General features: G+C 61.1%; 18 protein-coding genes. 16 read left to right on the forward strand and 2 right to left on the reverse strand.

Annotated elements, in window-relative coordinates; translation table 11 throughout:
- Positions 1 to 2: 2 nt before the first annotated feature.
- On the reverse strand, positions 3 to 1,535 hold the full coding sequence (gene nifL / locus DARO_RS07695; protein WP_049758561.1) for a nitrogen fixation negative regulator NifL: 1,533 nt from the start codon (positions 1,533 to 1,535) through the stop codon (positions 3 to 5).
- Positions 1,536 to 1,851: 316 nt separating this feature from the next.
- Between nifL and rsxG the strand changes: the two genes are divergently transcribed.
- The 14 genes from rsxG (at position 1,852) to DARO_RS07765 (ending at position 14,471) form a co-directional block, all read left to right on the forward strand.
- Positions 1,852 to 2,481, forward strand: coding sequence for an electron transport complex subunit RsxG (rsxG, locus tag DARO_RS07700; protein ID WP_049758878.1), 630 nt, complete (start codon positions 1,852 to 1,854; stop codon positions 2,479 to 2,481).
- A gap of 1 nt (position 2,482) precedes the next feature.
- A complete protein-coding gene (locus DARO_RS07705; RefSeq protein ID WP_011287248.1) occupies positions 2,483 to 3,157 on the forward strand; it encodes an electron transport complex subunit E in 675 nt (224 codons plus the stop codon).
- 2 nt (positions 3,158 to 3,159) lie between these two features.
- Positions 3,160 to 3,696, forward strand: coding sequence for a SoxR reducing system RseC family protein (locus tag DARO_RS07710; RefSeq protein WP_049758562.1), 537 nt, complete (start codon positions 3,160 to 3,162; stop codon positions 3,694 to 3,696).
- Between the two features lie 8 nt (positions 3,697 to 3,704).
- On the forward strand, positions 3,705 to 4,286 hold the full coding sequence (rsxA, locus tag DARO_RS07715; RefSeq protein ID WP_011287250.1) for an electron transport complex subunit RsxA: 582 nt from the start codon (positions 3,705 to 3,707) through the stop codon (positions 4,284 to 4,286).
- Between the two features lie 113 nt (positions 4,287 to 4,399).
- Complete coding sequence (locus tag DARO_RS07720; protein ID WP_011287251.1) at positions 4,400 to 4,933, forward strand: RnfABCDGE type electron transport complex subunit B; 534 nt, start codon at positions 4,400 to 4,402, stop codon at positions 4,931 to 4,933.
- A gap of 10 nt (positions 4,934 to 4,943) precedes the next feature.
- Positions 4,944 to 6,455: an electron transport complex subunit RsxC gene (rsxC, locus tag DARO_RS07725; RefSeq protein ID WP_011287252.1), complete on the forward strand. Its 1,512-nt coding sequence runs from the start codon at positions 4,944 to 4,946 to the stop codon at positions 6,453 to 6,455.
- A complete protein-coding gene (locus DARO_RS07730; protein ID WP_011287253.1) occupies positions 6,452 to 7,525 on the forward strand; it encodes an RnfABCDGE type electron transport complex subunit D in 1,074 nt (357 codons plus the stop codon). Before rsxC ends, DARO_RS07730 begins: the two co-directional genes overlap by 4 nt.
- A gap of 15 nt (positions 7,526 to 7,540) precedes the next feature.
- Positions 7,541 to 7,813 (forward strand): RnfH family protein, encoded by a 273-nt coding sequence (locus tag DARO_RS07735; RefSeq protein WP_011287254.1) that lies wholly within the window; start codon positions 7,541 to 7,543, stop codon positions 7,811 to 7,813.
- A 5-nt stretch (positions 7,814 to 7,818) separates the two neighbouring features.
- A complete protein-coding gene (locus DARO_RS07740; RefSeq protein WP_011287255.1) occupies positions 7,819 to 8,961 on the forward strand; it encodes an NAD(P) transhydrogenase subunit alpha in 1,143 nt (380 codons plus the stop codon).
- Positions 8,961 to 9,242, forward strand: coding sequence for an NAD(P) transhydrogenase subunit alpha part 2 (locus DARO_RS07745; protein ID WP_011287256.1), 282 nt, complete (start codon positions 8,961 to 8,963; stop codon positions 9,240 to 9,242). Before DARO_RS07740 ends, DARO_RS07745 begins: the two co-directional genes overlap by 1 nt.
- Positions 9,242 to 10,612: an NAD(P)(+) transhydrogenase (Re/Si-specific) subunit beta gene (locus tag DARO_RS07750; RefSeq protein WP_011287257.1), complete on the forward strand. Its 1,371-nt coding sequence runs from the start codon at positions 9,242 to 9,244 to the stop codon at positions 10,610 to 10,612. Before DARO_RS07745 ends, DARO_RS07750 begins: the two co-directional genes overlap by 1 nt.
- A 278-nt stretch (positions 10,613 to 10,890) precedes the next feature.
- A complete protein-coding gene (locus DARO_RS21630) occupies positions 10,891 to 11,955 on the forward strand; it encodes a helix-hairpin-helix domain-containing protein (RefSeq protein WP_198134117.1) in 1,065 nt (354 codons plus the stop codon).
- A gap of 131 nt (positions 11,956 to 12,086) precedes the next feature.
- Positions 12,087 to 13,487, forward strand: coding sequence for a nitrogenase iron-molybdenum cofactor biosynthesis protein NifE (nifE, locus tag DARO_RS07760; RefSeq protein ID WP_011287259.1), 1,401 nt, complete (start codon positions 12,087 to 12,089; stop codon positions 13,485 to 13,487).
- Between the two features lie 306 nt (positions 13,488 to 13,793).
- A complete protein-coding gene (locus DARO_RS07765; RefSeq protein WP_011287260.1) occupies positions 13,794 to 14,471 on the forward strand; it encodes a choice-of-anchor C family PEP-CTERM protein in 678 nt (225 codons plus the stop codon).
- Between the two features lie 361 nt (positions 14,472 to 14,832).
- Here DARO_RS07765 and DARO_RS07770 read toward each other — a convergent pair whose 3' ends face one another.
- Positions 14,833 to 15,672, reverse strand: coding sequence for an L-type lectin-domain containing protein (locus DARO_RS07770; protein WP_011287262.1), 840 nt, complete (start codon positions 15,670 to 15,672; stop codon positions 14,833 to 14,835).
- Positions 15,673 to 15,958: 286 nt separating this feature from the next.
- Between DARO_RS07770 and nifN the strand changes: the two genes are divergently transcribed.
- Both nifN and DARO_RS07780 read left to right on the forward strand, forming a co-directional pair.
- Complete coding sequence (gene nifN, locus DARO_RS07775; protein WP_011287263.1) at positions 15,959 to 17,362, forward strand: nitrogenase iron-molybdenum cofactor biosynthesis protein NifN; 1,404 nt, start codon at positions 15,959 to 15,961, stop codon at positions 17,360 to 17,362.
- The gene (locus DARO_RS07780; protein ID WP_011287264.1) at positions 17,325 to 17,804 is read left to right on the forward strand and encodes a NifB/NifX family molybdenum-iron cluster-binding protein; all 480 of its coding nucleotides are present in this window, start codon (positions 17,325 to 17,327) and stop codon (positions 17,802 to 17,804) included. Before nifN ends, DARO_RS07780 begins: the two co-directional genes overlap by 38 nt.
- Positions 17,805 to 17,812 lie beyond the last annotated feature (8 nt).

Genomic DNA, 17,812 nt, shown 5'->3' on the forward strand with positions numbered 1-17,812 from the left:
TCTTAGATCGGGTCACCGTCGACCCGGAATTCGACAATCGCCGCGCAACCGCCGCTCGGGCTGTCATCGAGATCGATGATGCCGCCGTGATCGGCCACCACCTGCTGGGCGCGCGACAGTCCGGTACCAATGTGTTTGCCGCTGCCGCCCTTGGCCGTGAAGAAGGGTTCGAAGGCCTTGTAGCGCCAGTCCTGTGGGATGCCGGGGCCGCTGTCGAGCACGGAAACGACGATACAGTCACCGTTCAGGGCGCTGGTCAGCGACAGTTCGCGGCGCTTCCAGCCCTTGATGTTCATCGCCTCGATGGCGTTGTCGACCAGCGCCTTGAACAGCATGCGCAGTTGCAATGGGCGGCCGAGGATGGCAGGCAGGGTGGCGGCCGGTTGCCAATCGACGATGATGCCGGCGGCGAGCAGGCGGGGCGTGCTGACTTCGAGCACGTCACGCAGGATTTCATTCATGTTTACGCTGACGACGATCTCCTGCGGGCTTTGCGGAATGACCTGGCGCAGTGCCTCCATGTGTTCGCGGCTGCCCGATAGCGCCTGCTGCAGCATGGCGGCGCTGGCCGGGTCGCGGCGCTGGAGCACCGAAATGGCCGAAGACATCACGTTCATCGGCTCTTCCAGCCGGAAGATGGCGGCCGACAGGCCTTCGCGGATGGCCGCCGTGCGTTCCTCCTCGGCCAGCACGGCCTGCAGGGCCGAGGCGCGGGCGCGCTCCTGTTCCTCGCGCAGGTTGCTGACATCGGCGATAACCAGCAGCAAGCCAGGCTGACCGGCGGCGCAGAAATAGCTGTCGGCGCAATCGCTGTGCATGCCGATCACTGACGAGGTGACCGACAGCCAGCGCGCCCGGCCGGCGGCCCGGTCGATCCGGGCTTCGCGGTTGCTGACTACCAGTTGCTGCGGGTTTTCGGCCAGTGCTTCGCGCCAGGCCGGCAGCAGGCTGTCGAGTACGGTATGGGCCGGTTCCTTGACCCGCAGGTCGGTGACCAGCTTCTTGTATTCCTGGTTGTCGAGGATGACGCGGCCGGTTGGGTCGAGCAGGGCAAAAGCGACTGGCGCAGCATCGACGACCGATTCGATCAGGTGCTTCTGGTTGGCGACAACGCGTTCCAGGCGATGCAGCTCGGTGATGTTGCGGTGCATGCCGAGGAAATGGGTGGTTGTTCCCGTCGCATCGACGACCGGGGAAATGCTCAGTTCCGCCAGGTAAAGCTCGCCATCCTTGCGCCGGTTGAGCAGTTTGCCAGCCCATGGCTTTTGTTCGGCGAGCGACTTCCACAGGGCTTGGTACACCTCTGGCGGCGTCGTGTGGTTGGAGAGCACCGATTCGTTCTTGCCGATGATCTCTTCCTTCGTATAGCCGGTCACCCGCGTGAACGCATCGTTGGCGAAAAGGATGTTGGCCTTGTCGTCAGTAATCGAGATGGCCAGGTCGGCCTGGTCAACGGCCTGCCGGTAGGCTTCCGGCGGAAGTGCCTGGGCGGCCGATGGCTCGATTATTTGTTTTGCGCGCTGGACTGCCGTCATTGGGTGGCTCCTCATGAATTCGTTTTCTACGACCAAAGCAGAATCCATGCCGCGGTGCAGCATTTGGCGCCAAGTCCTCCGCTGGCCTCGTTTCGGGGGAAATGCGACGAAATTGATGTTGCATTTGCGACATTGTCTTTGGGGAAAAACGCACCGTTGTTGTGCGTTTTGCCTCGACTTTGGGCGGTCATTGGCTCAAACGGCGCCGTTACAGGGGTTGCAGCGCGGCGATTGAAATTTCAAACGGGTTAGGTCTATGACAAATTCATTGGCACAGAAACTGCTGGACATGGGCAAACCAATGAGTGATCCCACCATGAATACTTCTCAAGCCTTGCCAATCGGAAGCCAAGCCAGAATGTTCAAGCATGGCCTCATCCTGTGTCTGTTCTGCCTTGGTTTCGGGCTGCTGCTTGCAGTTACCGACGAAATCACCGTGGATAACATCGCGGCGCGGGCGATCGAGGACAAGCAGAACTCGCTGAGCCAGGTGCTGCCGGATGAGCTGCATGACAACAATCCGGTGACCGACACGCTGACCCTGGCGAATGCTGAAGGCCGGGCGCTGACCGTTTATCGGGCCAGAAAGAACGGCCTGGTGACCGGTGTGGCTTACGAGATATTCGGTACCGGCTACGCCGGCGAAATCAAGCTGATGATGGGCATCGCCGCTGACGGCAAGCTGCTCGGCGTGCGCGTTCTGGCGCACAAGGAAACGCCGGGCCTGGGCGACAAGATCGAGGCCAAGAAGGGCCCCTGGATCGAGCGTTTCACCGGGCTGTCGCTGGGCAATCCGCCGCTTGAGCGCTGGAAGGTGAAAAAGGACGGCGGCGATTTCGACCAGTTTGCCGGAGCCACCATCACGCCGCGCGGCGTCATGGCGGCGATTCGCGGCGGGCTCGAGTTTTTTGCCGAAAACAAATCCACTTTGACGAAGGGAGACTGACATGGCCAACAGCGACTACAAGACGATCGTCAAGGACGGTCTGTGGGACAACAACGGCGTGTTCAGCATGCTGCTTGGCATGTGTCCCTGCATGGCGATGACCACCAGCGCCACCAACGGCTTCGGCATGGGGCTGGCGACGGCGGTGGTGATGGCCGCCTCGAGCTACCTGGTGGCCGTGTTCCGCAACCGGATCACGACGGAAGTGCGGATCCCGGTGTATATCCTGATCGTTGCCGCCATGGTGACGGTGGTCGATCTGGGCATGAACGCCTGGATGCATGAGTTGTACAAGGTGCTCGGCCTGTTCATCCCGCTGATCGTCTCAAACTGCCTGCCGCTGGCCCGGCTTGAAGCCTTCGCCGCCAAGCAGTCGCCGACGCCTGCCTTCCTGGATGGCTTGTTCATGGGCCTGGGTTTCACGATTGCCCTGACGGCGATCGGCGCCGTTCGCGAAATCATTGGCTCCGGCACCTTGTTTGCCGATGCCTCGCTGCTGCTCGGGCCAAGCTTCAAGGCGATCGAGATGCGCCTGCTGCCGGCGGACATGGGCGTCCTGATGATGATCCTGCCGCCGGGTGGCTTCATCGTCACCGGTCTGCTCGTCGTCGGCAAGCGCCTGATGGATCTGGCTGCCGGCAAGGAAATCCAGATGGCCGGTGCGCACGCCCTGTGATCATGAGCCACGACGCCCTGAATCCTTCGCCAGCCAGCCTGAGCTTCTCGACCCAGTCGGTCGAGGGCATCGCCCGGGTGGTGCGCGTCACCGGCGATCAGGTCTGGCTCGAGCCGGAACAGACCACCAGTTGCGGCCACTGTGCCTCGAGCGCCAGTTGCGGTGCCAGTGCCCGTGAAGCAGCGGGAATCGGCACCGTGACCAGCCGCCTGCAGGCGCGCCGCTTCATGCTCGACAACCCGGAAGGTTCGTCCGGGTTTCACGAAGGCGAACGGGTGGTCGTCGGCGTCAGCGAACGGGCGCTGCTCAGTGCTTCGCTGACGGCCTACGGCGTGCCACTGCTGTTTGCCCTCACGGCCGGCTCGGTGATCCAGGCGGTCTACGGTGAAGATTTGACCACGATGCTCGGCATGGCTGGCGGGTTGTTCCTCGGCCTGCTCGTGGCCCGGCTCAATGCGCGTCGCCTGGCGGCACGGGGCGACCTTGCCCCACGCTTCCTGCGCCGGGCAAGGCCTGATGAAACCTGCGGAACTGACTAGGAAAGACCATGAAAGAATTTGCCCTGATGATGATAGGCGCGGCACTGGTGAACAACGTGATCCTGGCGCGCTTCCTCGGCCTCTGTTCGTTCATGGGAGTGACGACGCGGGTCGATACCGCGGCCGGTATGGGGCTGGCGACCACCTTCGTGATCACTGTCTCGTCGATGGCTGATTGGGCGGTGCAGACCTACCTGCTCGATGCCTACGGCTTGGGCTTCCTGCGCACGGTGACCTTCATCCTGGTCATTGCCAGCGCGGTGCAATTTACCGAAATGACGATCAAGAAGGTGTCGCCCAGCCTGTTCCAGATGCTCGGTATCTACCTGCCGCTGATCACGACCAATTGCGCGGTGCTCGGTGTTGCGCTGCTGCTGGTCGAAGGCAAGATGGGCTTCCTGAGCTCGACGATGTTCGCTTTCGCCTCGTCGGTCGGCTACAGCCTGGTCATGATCATTTTCGCCGGACTGCGTGAGCGCCTTGTCCTGGCCCATGTCCCCCGCTTGTTCGCCGGTCCCCCCATCGCCTTCATCGTCGCCGGCATGCTGGCCATGGCGTTCATGGGGTTTTCCGGCATCGCCACGAGCTGATCGTTAAACAAATTCGGCAGGAAGGAGAATGTTATGACCCCCATGCTCACTGTGTTCGCTGCCCCCCAGGGGGGCGCCGCCGCCCTCGGGGCGGCCCGTCGGGAGGCTTCATCATGTTGATGTCGGTAGGAAGTCTCGCCGTCATGGGCCTGACCCTGGGCAGCGTGCTGGGTGTCGCTTCACGTTACCTGGCCGTCGAGGAAAACCCGATCGAGGCCGAATTGCAGGCGATGTTGCCCGGTTCGCAGTGCGGCCAGTGTGGTTACGTCGGCTGCGCGCAGGCCGCTGCTGCGCTGGCCAAGGGCGAGGCGCCGGTGACCTTGTGCCCGCCCGGTGGCAAGGCCACGGTCGAAGCCCTGGCCGCCAAGCTGGGCGTCAAGGTCGATCTCTCCAAAGTGTCCGATAGCGGGCCGCAGATTGCCGAAGTGACCGAGGAAATTTGCATCGGTTGCTGCCGCTGCATGAAGGTCTGCCCGACCGACGCCATCATCGGTGCCGCCAAGCAGATCCATAACGTGATCCGTGAAGCCTGTACCGGCTGCTCTTCCTGCGTTGATGTCTGCCCGACAGAGGCCCTCGGGATGATGCCGATTCCGGTCACGCTGCAACACTGGAGCTGGCCAAAGCCGGCATCAGCCCACCACTGAGGATACGACGATGGGATTTCTCGACCGCTTTCTCAAAGCCCCCAGTTGGGGCGTCCATCCGGAAGATCACAAGCGTCCGGCGGCGGATGCGCCGCTGCGTATTTTCCCAACGCCAGAACGCGTCTTCATGCCTTTGCACCAGCATGTTGGCGGCGTCGCGCGTCCCATCGTGCTGGTCGGTCAGAAAGTGCTCAAGGGCGAGTTGATCGCCGAGGCGCAGGGCAATATCTCGGCCCCCATCCATGCGCCGGTTTCCGGAACGATTGCCGCGGTCGGTGACGTGACCGCTCCCCATCCGTCCGGCATGCCTTTCAAGGCGATCACCATCGAATCCGACGGCGCCAACCGCTGGATCGATTGCAAACCGCTGGCTGACCCGTTCTCGGCTGCGCCCGAGGAAATCACCAAGCGTACGGCCGCCGCTGGCGTCGTCGGCCTGGGCGGCGCGACCTTCCCGGCCGCCCCCAAGTTCGCGCTGGGCAAGCGTCTCAAGGTATCTACGCTGATCGTCAATGGCGGCGAATGCGAACCCTATCTGTCGAGCGACGACCGCATCATGCGCGACTACCCAGAGATGGTGGTCGATGGCGCGCGTCTGGTCATGCATGCGATCGGCGCCAGTGAGGCGCTGGTCGGCATCGAGGAGAACAAGCCTGAGGCCATCGCGGCGATGCGCAAGGCCGCCGCGGCCTTCCCCGAAGTCAAGATCCGGCCGCTGCCGGCGCTCTACCCGATGGGTTCCGACCGCCAGCTGATCAAGGTCCTGACCGGCATCGAGGTGCCTTCCGACGCCCGCGCCGCCGAAACCGGCGTGCTGGTCCATAACGTCTCGACCTGCGCCGCGGTGCATAAGGCGATCCGCCTCGGGCAGCCGCTGGTCGAGCGCATCATCACCATCAACGGTGGCGCGATCGCCAATCCCGGCAATCTCTATGCGCCGCTCGGCACGATGATCGGCGATCTGTTCGCCTTCGTCGGCCTCAAGGAAGCGCCGTCGCGCATCATCCTCGGCGGCCCGATGATGGGCACGCCGCTGCTGCATGACCGGATTCCCATCGTCAAAGGGGCTTCCGGCATCCTCGCCTTCAATGCGGCGGAAGCCTTGGTACCGGAGGCCGGTCCCTGCATCCGCTGCGGTAACTGCACCAAGGCCTGCCCGATGGGGCTGTTGCCGCTCGAAATGGCCGCCCGCATCCGGGTCGGCGATCTCGAAGGGGCGGAGGCCTTCGCCTTGTCGGATTGCATCTCCTGCGGCTGTTGCGCCTATGTCTGCCCGTCGCACATCCCGCTTGTCCAGTATTTCAGCCATGCCAAGGGCGAATTGACAGCAGCCGAGCGGACCAAGCTGCGGACCGATGCGACCAAGCGGCTGGCCGAGGCAAAGGCTGCCCGGGTCGAACGGGAAAATCGTGAAAAGGCCGAAGCCGCCGCCAAACGCAAGGCCGAGCGCGAGGCAGCCAAAGCGGCTACCGCACAGCCGGCTTCAGTCGCTGTCGAAAAAACCGAGGGAGCGTCAGCATGAGCCAAGCATTCGGAATGCCCGTCGCGGCACCGCACACCACGACGACCAACAGTCCCGGGCGAATCATGAGTCTGGTCATGATGGCGCTGGCGCCAGCGACGCTCTTTGGTTTCTGGCTCTACGGCTGGCCGGCCTTCTATCTGTGGCTGATCACGATCCTGGCCGCCATGCTCGGCGAGGCCTTCTGCCTGCGCTGGCAGAATCGCAGTGCGGCACCGATCCTGCAGGATGGCTCGGCCATTCTCACCGGCTGGCTGCTGGCGGTTTCCCTGCCACCGTGGGCACCCTGGTGGATCGGAGTTTTCGGCGGCCTGTTCGCAACGACGCTGGGCAAGCAGGCCTTTGGCGGTCTGGGTCAGAACCTGTTCAATCCGGCCATGGTCGCCCGGGTTGCGTTGCTGATCTCCTTCCCGGTCCAGATGACAGCGTGGGTGGGGCCATTGCCCATGTTCAGCGTTGGCGCGCCGGGGCCGATCGAGGGCTTGCTGATTGTGCTCCGGGGCATTCCGCCGGCGCTGGATGCGGTGACCAGCGCGACGACCCTCGGCTTTGCCAAAACCGAGCTGTCCCGTGGCGTCGATCTGTTCCAGTCGGCGGTGCATACGCCGGCTCTGTCGTTCTTCGGAAACCGTCCCGGCAGCCTTGGCGAAACGGCCGCCTGGCTGATTGCGGCTGGCGGGGTGGCGATGATGGCACTGCGTCTGATCACTTGGCACATCCCTTTGGCCATGCTGGCCGGAATCGCGATTCCGGCTGCGATCATGCATGCGGTCGATCCGGCCCGCTATCTCGACATGGGGGCTCATCTGCTGTCGGGTGGGGCAATGCTCGGCGCCTTCTTCATCGCGACCGATTACGTGACTTCACCCAATGCACCCCGTGGCCAGCTGATTTTTGGCTTCGGCTGCGGCGTGCTGACCTACATCATCCGGACCTGGGCCGGTTATCCGGAGGGCGTGGCCTTCGCCGTGCTGCTGATGAACTCGATGACCCCGATTATCGATACCTATTTCAAACCGCGTATTTATGGTCGTGACAGCAAGGGTAAGCCCCTGCAAACGGCCAATTGATGGAGGTGTGACGACATGCAAATCGGTGTTGCCTATTCCGAACCGAGTCAGCAGATCTGGCTGAACATCGAGGTGCCGGATGAATCATCGGTCAAGGAAGCAATCGAGCGTTCCGGCATCCTCAAGCAATTTCCTCACATTGACCTGAGCACGCAGAAGGTGGGCGTCTTTGGCCGTCTGGTCAAACTCGATGCAGCGTTGAAGCCCGGAGACCGGATCGAGATTTACCGGGGAATCATTGCCGACCCTGAAACCGTCCCGCGTCGGGACATGAACGAAGAAGAATAAACAATATGGCTTTGACAATAGGTGTGGCACGCGAAAGCGCGCCGGGAGAACATCGCGCCGCCATCGTGCCTGAAATGAGCAAGAAATTTCAGGCGCTGGGGGCCAACGTGGTGCTGGAAACCAATGCCGGGCTGGAAAGCCACTTCATGGATTCCGGCTTCGAGGGGGTGAAAGTCGCTCAGCAGCTGGCTGAGGTCTATGGTCAATCCCAGCTGATCCTGCGCGTGACCCCGCCGAGCCTGGGCGAGATTGCCGTCCTGCCCGAAGGCTCGGTGCTGATTGGTCTGCTCAAGCCCTTCGAGTCCAAGGAACGCCTGGCTGCCCTGAACGCGAAGAAGATCACCGCCTTCTCGCTGGAACTGCTGCCGCGCATCTCGCGCGCCCAGAGCATGGATGCCCTGTCCAGCCAAGGCGCCTGCGCCGGCTACCAGTGTGGCCTGATTGCCGCCGCCCGCTGCACCAAGTTCTTCCCGATGCTGACCACCGCCGCCGGCACCATCCGTCCGGCCCGCGTGTTGATCATCGGGGCCGGCGTCGCCGGCCTGCAAGCCATCGCCACCTGCAAACGCTTGGGTGCCATGGTCGAAGCCTACGACGTCCGGGCCGCTGCCAAGGAACAGATCGAATCCCTCGGCGCCAAGTTCGTCGACACCGGCGTCTCCGCCGATGGCACCGGCGGTTACGCCCGCGAACTCACCTTGGATGAGAAAGCCGCGCAGGTCGAGAAGCTGACCAAAGTGATTGCCATGGCCGATGTCGTGATCACCACCGCCGCCATCCCCGGCAAAAAAGCCCCGGTCATCATCACCCGCGAGATGGTCGGTCGCATGAAATACGGCGCCATCATCGTCGACATGGCCGCCGAATCCGGCGGCAACTGCGAACTCACCCAGCCGGGCGAACACGTCATCGCCAACGACGTGAACATCCACGGCCCCCTGAATCTTCCCTCGCGCATGCCCACCCACGCCTCCGAACTCTACGCCAAGAACCTCTACAACTTCCTGTCGCCGTGGATCAAGGACGGCAGTCTCCAGTTCGACTGGAGCGACGAAGTACTGGCCGGCACCGTGCTGTGCCGCGATGGCGCCACCGTGCATCCGGTGGTCAAACAAGTGATGGGTGAACCCACGGGAGGAAATGCGTAATGGACGGTCTGCTCGCCCTCTACATCTTCATGCTCGCCGCCTTCACCGGCTACGAGATCATCGCCAAGGTGCCGGTCATCCTGCACACCCCGCTGATGTCCGGCTCCAACTTCATTCATGGCGTGGTCGTCGTCGGCGCCATGATTGCGCTGGGCAATGCCGATACCGTCGTCGAACAGGCCATCGGCTTCTTCGCCGTCGCCCTCGGGGCGGCCAATGCCGCCGGCGGTTATGTCGTGACCGAACGCATGCTCGCCATGTTCAAGAAGAAGGAAGCATGATGAGTCTGCCCCTCTACGTTCAAGGCGCCTGGTTCCTCGGCGCCGCCCTGTTCATCTTCGGCCTCAAGGGCATGAGTTCCCCGGCCTCCGCCCGCAAGGGTATCGTTATCGCCGGTTACGGCATGCTGATCGCCATTGCCGGCACCTTCCTCGTTCCGGGATTAAAGAACATCGGCCTGATGATCCTCGCCCTCGGTCTCGGTGGCGCCGCCGCCTGGATCTCCGGCCAGAAGGTCAAGATGACCGACATGCCGCAGATGGTTGCCATCTACAACGGCATGGGCGGCGGTGCCGCCGCGGCGATTGCCGCCATCGAGTTCGCCCGCGGCGATACGCACAGCACCATCACGACCATCCTCGCCGTGATCGGCGCGCTGATCGGTGCGGTCTCCTTCACCGGCTCTTGTGTCGCCTGGGCGAAACTGCAAGGCGTGCTGAAGAAAGCCATCCGCCTGCCAGCCCAGAATGCGGTCAATGTCATCCTCGCCCTCAACGCCGTCGGCCTGGGGATCGCCATGGTGGTGATGGCCCCGGCCCAGCCGGAACTGATCTACTTCTTCTTCGCCATCTCGCTGATCCTCGGCCTGATCGTCACCCTGCCGATCGGCGGGGCCGACATGCCGGTCGTGATCTCGCTGTTCAATGCCTTCACCGGCCTGGCGGTGGGCTTTGAAGGCTACGTGCTGGGGAACCCGGCACTGATCATCGCCGGCATCGTGGTTGGTGCCGCTGGTACGCTGCTGACGCAGCTAATGGCCAAGGCGATGAACCGGCCGATCTCGAACATTCTCTTCACGCCGATGGTGGCGGCTTCGAGTGGTGAAGCGATCAGCGGCACGATGAAGGAACTGAGTGCGCTTGATGCGGCGGCGATGATGCGTTACGCCAGCAAGGTCATCATCGTGCCGGGCTACGGCATGGCCGTGGCCCATGCCCAGCACAAGGTCTGGGAAATGACCGAGATGCTCGAGGAAGTCGGGGTCGAGGTGAAGTTCGCCATCCACCCGGTGGCCGGGCGAATGCCGGGCCACATGAACGTGTTGCTGGCCGAGGCCGGGGTGCCGTACGACAAGATCTTCGACCTCGAGGAAATCAACGGCGAGTTCGGTCAGGCCGATGTGGCGCTGATCATCGGAGCGAACGATGTGGTGAATCCAAGCGCCCGCACCGACAAGTCCAGCCCGATCTACGGCATGCCGATCCTCAATGCCGACATGGCGCAGAACGTGATAGTGATCAAGCGCGGCAAGGGCACCGGTTACTCCGGCGTGGAGAACGCGCTGTTCTTCACCGACAACTGCCGCATGCTCTATGGCGATGCACAACCCATGGCCGGCGAGATCATTCAGAACCTGAAGACGATGGGGTAAAACCGATCTGCGCAACGAGGTCGCAGCACCTGTTGGCTGATCCAGTTTCGCCAATATAACTATCGACTCGGTTGACCCTGGTTTCTAAAGTGGTGCGTCGGAGTTCGGGCTTGCACCAGCAAGGGGTGAGAGGCGGTGATTTTTGTCATGTTGGCGACAAAAATCACCGCTTTTTTGCACCATGTCGGTGCCTGAAAATATAAAACTAACTATATGATAAACAAGGAGAAATGGCTCATATAATGCGCGCCTTTTTCCACGAAAAACAGGCAGCCGACATGACGAATATATCCTCCGCCAACAGCGCAACAGTTCTCGGTCAAAACCATGGTTATCGTTTCGACGGTGATTTTGTTCATCTCAATGCGGATGTGAACTTTTCCGACGATGATCTGAATGCCGATGCAGTCTGGTCGCTACAGCTGTGGGCCAGCGACAATGGTTTTTCCGGTACTGAGCTGACCGGCGTCAAGGTGGCCGAGCTGGCGATCGAGCCGATGGCTGGCGGCATTATCGCCTCAGCCTGTTGTCACGCCATTCCGCCGGCTGGTGCAGTCGATCACGCACTGGCCCTGGCGCTGGTGGCCGCTACGGCTGATGGCCAGGTGCAGGTTCGTGATCTCGCCGTTTATGAATCCGCTGAAAATTTCTTTCAGCCGCGTCTGGTCGGCAAGGTCAGCTGCACGCTGAAAGATGGCAGCGCAGCGTTGGCGATCGAGGCGATTGCCAATCCGCGCGCCGAAGACAACCTGAGCGGCACGTTGGCACTGGAAGTCTGGGCACTGGATACGCCGTATGCCGGTGGCAACTGGACGGGCAGCCCGGTGGCCAGCGTGATCGTCGGCATTCTGGGTGGTGGCAATCAATGGAACGATTGCCTGTACACCGTGCCTGCTGCCATGCCGGCCGAAGGCGCCGCATTGACCGTCATGCTGCGCGAGTGGACGCCAGCCGGTTATGTGACACGCGATTACCGCAATTTTGCCGCGACCCCGACCAAGGTTGCTGCCGTCAAGGCCAAGCCGGTGGTCAAAGCCAGGCCTGCGGCCAAGCCGAAAGCCGCCGTGGCCGCCAAGCCTGTCGTCGCCGCCAAGGCGCCGGTGGCTGAGGTGAAAGCCGCGACCGTCGCTGTCGCCGGGAAGCCGGCCAAAAAAGCAGCCGCCAAGCCGGTTTCGATCAACAAGGCCAGCGAAGATGAATTGGCAGCCATCAAGGGGCTGCCACGCGAAGTCGCCCGCGCCATCATCGCGGCTCGTCCGTACGCTTCGCTGGATGACGTGTGTAAGGCCAAGGGCATGGGCCTGAAGAAGCTGGCCAAGCTGCGCGATTTGCTCGCCCTGTAAGGCGAATTTGTTGTAAGGGCAGGGGATTGTCGTATTCGCGACAATCCTCGTGCTCGTATTTCCCATATAAAACAATGAACTAAAGTTGGCACCCGTCTTGCTGTATGCACTCCAGACCTCTGGAGAACAGCATGAAAGCCAGCGAAATCCAGGCCCTGCTCGACGAGCCGGCCTGTAGCCACAACAAGAAGGAAAAGTCCGGCTGCGCCAAGCCCAAGCCTGGCGCCACGGCGGGCGGCTGTTCCTTCGACGGCGCGCAGATCGCGCTGCTGCCGATTGCCGATGTTGCCCATATCGTCCATGGACCGATTGCCTGTGCCGGTTCCTCCTGGGACAACCGCGGAACGCGCTCTTCCGGCGTCACGCTGTACAAGATCGGCATGACCACCGATCTGTCGGAAACCGATGTGGTGATGGGCCGTGGCGAGAAGCGGCTATTTCATGCCATCAAGCAGGCGATCGACAGCTATTCGCCCTCGGCCGTCTTCATCTACAACACTTGCGTCACGGCGCTGATCGGTGACGATGTCGGCGCCGTCTGCAAGGCGGCCACCGAACGCTGGGGGACGCCGGTTGTGCCGGTCGATGCGGCCGGTTTCTACGGCACCAAGAACCTCGGCAATCGGCTGGCTGGCGAGGCGATGTTCAAGCATGTGATCGGTACCGCCGAGCCTGCCCCTGCCGCACCGCGCGCCGACGGCCTGCCAACCTACGACGTCAATTTGATCGGCGAATACAACATCGCCGGTGAGTTCTGGCATGTCGCACCGCTATTTGATGAACTTGGCCTGCGCATTCTTTGCACACTGTCCGGAGACTCGCGTTTCCATGAGGTGCAGACCATGCACCGCGCCAGGGTGAACATGGTCGTCTGTGCCAAGGCATTGCTCAACGTGGCACGCAAGATGGAAGACAACTTCGGCATTCCCTTCTTCGAGGGTAGCTTCTACGGCGTGCAGGATGTCTCCAATGCCTTGCGCGATTTCGCCCGGCTGATCGGCGACCCGGATTTGACGGCGCGTACCGAGGCGGTGATTGCCCGCGAGGAAGCCAAGTCGCATGCCGCGCTGGAACCCTGGCGTGATCGCCTGCGCGGCAAGCGGGTGCTGCTCTACACCGGCGGCGTCAAGTCGTGGTCCATCGTCTCGGCCTTGCAGGATCTGGGCATGAAGGTGGTAGCGACCGGCACCAAGAAATCGACCGAAGAGGACAAGGCGCGCATCCGCGAGTTGATGGGTGACGATACCAAGATGATCGACGACGGCAGCCCAAAGGCCTTGCTCTCGACTTACCACGAGTACAAGGCCGACATCCTGATCGCCGGTGGCCGCAACCTCTACACCGCCTTGAAGGCGCGCATTCCTTTCCTCGACATCAATCAGGAACGCGAATTCGGCTACGCCGGCTACGACGGCATGGTCGAACTGGCCCGCCAGCTGGCGCTATCGATGGAAAGTCCGGTCTGGGCCGCCGTGCGCAAGCCAGCGCCGTGGGCGGCGCAAAAGGGGCCCGGAACGGTGGTCGTGGCCTGATCATTCAACGCATTGTTTCGAATGGTGTGGATTTCAGCGCAGGGATCAGGGGCTGAATATTCCCCTATGAATCCGTTGGCGATCCAATGAATTTGGTCGTCACCTGCTGATCGACCAAATGGACTTGTTGAACTCCCCGGAGCAGCTGGTGACCGGGAGTGTGCCGAAAATTGCTTATTGCCGGCGGGATATTGGGCGCATAGACCGCTGAATCGGCCTTTCCGTGATTGATTTCACGTCGTGTCGATCTCATGTCAAACACAATGCAGGCACATCAGCTTTACGCTCAATCGCCAAGGATCACCCATGAAACTCATCGCCCGTTCGGAATCGCGCGGTATCAAACCCCTCTCTGCTGCAGTAGCGCTGTTTGGTGCGGCATTGTTTGCACCCAATGTCGCACTGGCCCTGCCATTGATTAACGGTGATTTTGAGAATACATCCCTGGCTGGCAATCCGGCTTATTACACACTGGCAGCCGGCTCGACTGCCATCACGGGTTGGACCGTTGGTGGTCAGGGCATCGATTACATCAAGAACTATTGGCAAGATGCCAGTGGGAACTTCAGCCTGGACCTCTCGGGAACCGGCAGCGGATCCATTTCGCAGGCGTTTGACACCTTGGCTGGCCACACGTATCAGGTCACTTTTGCCATGGCCGGCAATCCGGATGACATGACCGGACCTGAACTGGTCAAGCAACTCCGTGCCGTAGCGGCCAACTTTAACGATGTCTTTCAATTCCATCACGACACCAGCAGCAATTCCAGGACAAACATGGGGTGGATTGAGCAAAGCTTTTCATTTACGGCGTTGGCAAATCAAACGACCCTGAGCTTCGAAAGCATGGAGAGCAGTGCTTATGGTCCCGCTCTCGACAATGTTCGTGTTGCTGACATAACCCGTGTCCCTGAGCCAGGCACATTTGCCCTCATGGGTCTCGGGTTGGCCGGCCTCGGACTGAAGCGTCGCAAAAAGGCATAAGCCCGGACTAGAAGAAAAGCCGGCCCCGCCTTAACGGCGGGGTCCGACTGCCGAAAAAGCCTCCGATCGTCTGGAGGCTTTAGTTTTTTGTAATGCAGGCGTGCTCAAGCCTGCCTACCAGCTCAAACGGAACTGGCGATGGTTACCTTGGCGCAATTGCTTCCGAAAGACCATTTACTCCGACTGCTCGACCATTACATCCGCTTCGGCGAAGGTTCCTGAATTCAGCCCTTTTCGACCTGAACCCGGAAAAACCGCCGGTTTCCCATCAGAAAAACAAAACCCCCGAAAAATCGGGGGTTCGTCAGCATTCAGGAGAGCCATCGAATGATGGCGCTTTTGCATTGGGCGTGCCCTGATATCAAACAGCCCTGCGGCGTCGCGCCAAAATCATGCCAAGGCCGCCAAGTCCGAGCAGCGCCAGTGTGGCCGGTTCGGGAACCTGCGTGCCGGGGTCGATTGGCTGAAAGTTGTCGTTGAGCTGCCACGCCAGAATATCGTGAAATCCGCCAGCAGCGCCCGTTCCGGAAGTGAATCCAATATACGCATCGGTTTGGCCGAGTTGATCAATGAGATTGACGGAACGCGTCAGCGTTGGGTCGGTGGGACGCGTATTGCTTTCGGAGAGTCGCACCTCGACGAGGTTGGTCGCACCGTTGTAGTCAACCCATGCGTACCACTTGGCACCATTATTCATCCGGTTGCCAATGAGCGCGGTCGGACCGTTAAAGCTCCCCCCAATGTCAATCCCGATGTGGTTGCCATTGGGGTCGTTCAGGCCGGAGCCGTTATCCCAGGTGTCAAACTCGATCCCCAGACTCTTGCTGATGCCGGTGTAGCCGATGCCTCCACCAGCCCCGCCTGCAGTGTTGGAGACTGTTTGGACGACGAAGACGATGCCATCCGCGCCCTGACCATCACCATCTGAAATTCCCTGCGGGTTGGAAATCTGGAAAGAGAAATAGGTACTGAACGAAGCCTGGTTGGACAGGCTGATCGTGTTTGTGAGAAATGCGCTGCCCGACTGTCCCAGATTGTCGGTCAGGCGGAGGTAGGAAGCGTTGTCTGCGATGCTGGCTGTTGATCCGTTTTGCTGGAACGCGGACATGTCGCTGAAATTGCTGTAATTGATCGTTAGTGCTTGTGCCGAAGTGGCAACAAACAGGGATGCAGCGATGCAACCAAGTTTGGCTTTGAGCATGATTTATTCCCTATTTGTTTGGGTTGTGCCGATCAAGCAATATGCACGCCAATTAACTTAACGTAACAAAAACAAACACCTTTTCGATTTTTCGAGTGGCATTGGCATGTCAATGTAAAAAATATCGACAATCGGGAAGCATGGAGCCAAGCGTATCGTCCTGGCCTTGCGTGCAATTGTCAGCTTTGCGACAAGTGGTTTTTATTTAACCGACTGGTTTTAAATGAGTTTTAGCTTGGCGCGTTCCTTGCTGAGAAGTGGGTAATCTCAACGGGGCAATGTCCAAATGGCTGAAATCATCCATTCCAAGAAGGCGCTGGCGGTCAATCCGCTCAAGGTCAGTCAGCCGATTGGCGCTTCGCTGGCCTTTCTCGGCCTCGCCCGCAGCCTGCCGCTGATGCATGGCTCGCAGGGCTGCACGGCGTTCGGCAAGGTGTTCTTCGTGCGTCACTTCCGTGAGCCGATTCCCTTGCAGACGACGGCGATGGATCAGGTGTCGAGCATCATGGGTGCCGACGACAATGTGATCGAGGCGCTGCGCACGCTGTCGGACAAGAGCAAGCCGGACATCATCGGTCTGGTGACGACCGGCTTGTCGGAAACGCAGGGCACGGACATTCGTCGCTGCCTGCGCAATTTCCGCGCCGCCCACCCCGAATTCGCCCATGTCGCCGTGGTGCCGGTCAATACGCCGGACTATGTCGGTTGTCTGGAAAGCGGCTACGCGCTGGCCATCGAATCGCTGATCGAAACGCTGGTGCCGGAAAGCCAGAGCGTCGGCAAGCGGCCGAAGCAGGTCAATGTGCTGGCTTCGGCCATGTTAACGCCGGGCGACATCGAGGCGATCAAGGAGTGGCTCGAAGCCTTTGGCCTCCGCCCCATCGTCGTGCCGGACATCGGCGATTCGCTGGACGGCCATCTGGTCGAAGCCGAAACCTCGTCACTGACCCTGGGCGGTACGCCGCGCTCGGAAATCGAGATCATGGGCGAGTCGACTGCCACACTGGTCGTCGGGCCATCGCTACATAAGGCGGCCAACATTCTCAAGGCGCGCACGGGCGTGCCGGACTACCGTTTCGAGGGTCTGATGGGACTCGACGATTGCGACGCTTTCACCCAGGCGCTGGCCGAGATCTCCGGCAAGCCGGTGCCCGAGCGGATCGAGCGGCATCGTGCCCAGTTGCAGGATGCGATGGTCGACAGCCATTTCATGATCGGCTTCGCCCGTGTCGCCCTGGCGGCCGATCCGGACCTGCTCGGCATGCAGGCGCGTTTTCTGACTGGCATGGGCGCCGAGGTGGTTAGCGCGGTCAGCCCGCACAAACACGAAAGCCTGGCCAGCCTGCCGATTGCCAAAGTCATCATCGGCGATCTGGAGGACATGGAGAAGGAGGCGAGGGCGGCCGATGCGCAATTCATCATCGCCAATTCCCACGCTGCCGAAACCGCCCAAAGACTTGGCCTGCCGCTGATGCGTGCCGGCTTCCCGCAGTACGACCACGTGGGCGGTTATGCCCGCACCTGGGTGGGCTACCGTGGCACGCGGCAAGCCCTGTTCGATCTCGCCAACCTGATGCTGGGACAACACCATGAACTCGAACCCTATCGATCAATCTACTGGGCCGACGACCGCGATGGCGCCGGCAAACCCCATGTCATCTCGTCGTCTGCAGCTGGTCTGGTCCATTAAGCAGGAGCCGGAAGCCGTGATCAAGGTCGCCTTCGCCTCTACCGACCGCTCGCGCGTCAATCAGCACTTTGGCGCCGCCGAGGGCTTTGCCGTCTACGAGATCACCCCGGACAACGCAACGCTGGTCGGCGTGGCCGAATTCGCCGAGGAGGCGATGGATGGCAACGAGGACAAGCTCGGTGCCAAGGTCGATTTCCTCGAAGGCTGCGCCGCCGTTTATGTGATGGCGATTGGTGCCTCGGCGATCAAGAAACTGCTGGCCAAGGGCGTGCAGCCGATTCGGGTTGATGAGGTCGATGCCATCGACGACCTGCTGCTCGAAATTTCCAGGGCGATGACCGAAGGCGGCGTCGCCTGGATCGATCGCGCGCTGGCGGCACAGGCCAAGGCCAAGTCCGAAGACCGCTTCGCCAGTATGGAAGAAGAGGGGTGGGAAGGATGAGATCCGGC

It is taken from the genome of Dechloromonas aromatica RCB (assembly GCF_000012425.1).

What these genes read in the sequence shown, in the direction of transcription:
- nifL (WP_049758561.1), bottom strand. Translation starts at nt 1,535, where the DNA reads ATGACGGCAGTCCAGCGCGCAAAACAAATAATCGAGCCATCGGCCGCC.
- rsxG (WP_049758878.1), top strand. Translation starts at nt 1,852, where the DNA reads ATGAATACTTCTCAAGCCTTGCCAATCGGAAGCCAAGCCAGAATGTTC.
- DARO_RS07705 (WP_011287248.1), top strand. Translation starts at nt 2,483, where the DNA reads ATGGCCAACAGCGACTACAAGACGATCGTCAAGGACGGTCTGTGGGAC.
- DARO_RS07710 (WP_049758562.1), top strand. Translation starts at nt 3,160, where the DNA reads ATGAGCCACGACGCCCTGAATCCTTCGCCAGCCAGCCTGAGCTTCTCG.
- rsxA (WP_011287250.1), top strand. Translation starts at nt 3,705, where the DNA reads ATGAAAGAATTTGCCCTGATGATGATAGGCGCGGCACTGGTGAACAAC.
- DARO_RS07720 (WP_011287251.1), top strand. Translation starts at nt 4,400, where the DNA reads ATGTTGATGTCGGTAGGAAGTCTCGCCGTCATGGGCCTGACCCTGGGC.
- rsxC (WP_011287252.1), top strand. Translation starts at nt 4,944, where the DNA reads ATGGGATTTCTCGACCGCTTTCTCAAAGCCCCCAGTTGGGGCGTCCAT.
- DARO_RS07730 (WP_011287253.1), top strand. Translation starts at nt 6,452, where the DNA reads ATGAGCCAAGCATTCGGAATGCCCGTCGCGGCACCGCACACCACGACG.
- DARO_RS07735 (WP_011287254.1), top strand. Translation starts at nt 7,541, where the DNA reads ATGCAAATCGGTGTTGCCTATTCCGAACCGAGTCAGCAGATCTGGCTG.
- DARO_RS07740 (WP_011287255.1), top strand. Translation starts at nt 7,819, where the DNA reads ATGGCTTTGACAATAGGTGTGGCACGCGAAAGCGCGCCGGGAGAACAT.
- DARO_RS07745 (WP_011287256.1), top strand. Translation starts at nt 8,961, where the DNA reads ATGGACGGTCTGCTCGCCCTCTACATCTTCATGCTCGCCGCCTTCACC.
- DARO_RS07750 (WP_011287257.1), top strand. Translation starts at nt 9,242, where the DNA reads ATGAGTCTGCCCCTCTACGTTCAAGGCGCCTGGTTCCTCGGCGCCGCC.
- DARO_RS21630 (WP_198134117.1), top strand. Translation starts at nt 10,891, where the DNA reads ATGACGAATATATCCTCCGCCAACAGCGCAACAGTTCTCGGTCAAAAC.
- nifE (WP_011287259.1), top strand. Translation starts at nt 12,087, where the DNA reads ATGAAAGCCAGCGAAATCCAGGCCCTGCTCGACGAGCCGGCCTGTAGC.
- DARO_RS07765 (WP_011287260.1), top strand. Translation starts at nt 13,794, where the DNA reads ATGAAACTCATCGCCCGTTCGGAATCGCGCGGTATCAAACCCCTCTCT.
- DARO_RS07770 (WP_011287262.1), bottom strand. Translation starts at nt 15,672, where the DNA reads ATGCTCAAAGCCAAACTTGGTTGCATCGCTGCATCCCTGTTTGTTGCC.
- nifN (WP_011287263.1), top strand. Translation starts at nt 15,959, where the DNA reads ATGGCTGAAATCATCCATTCCAAGAAGGCGCTGGCGGTCAATCCGCTC.
- DARO_RS07780 (WP_011287264.1), top strand. Translation starts at nt 17,325, where the DNA reads ATGTCATCTCGTCGTCTGCAGCTGGTCTGGTCCATTAAGCAGGAGCCG.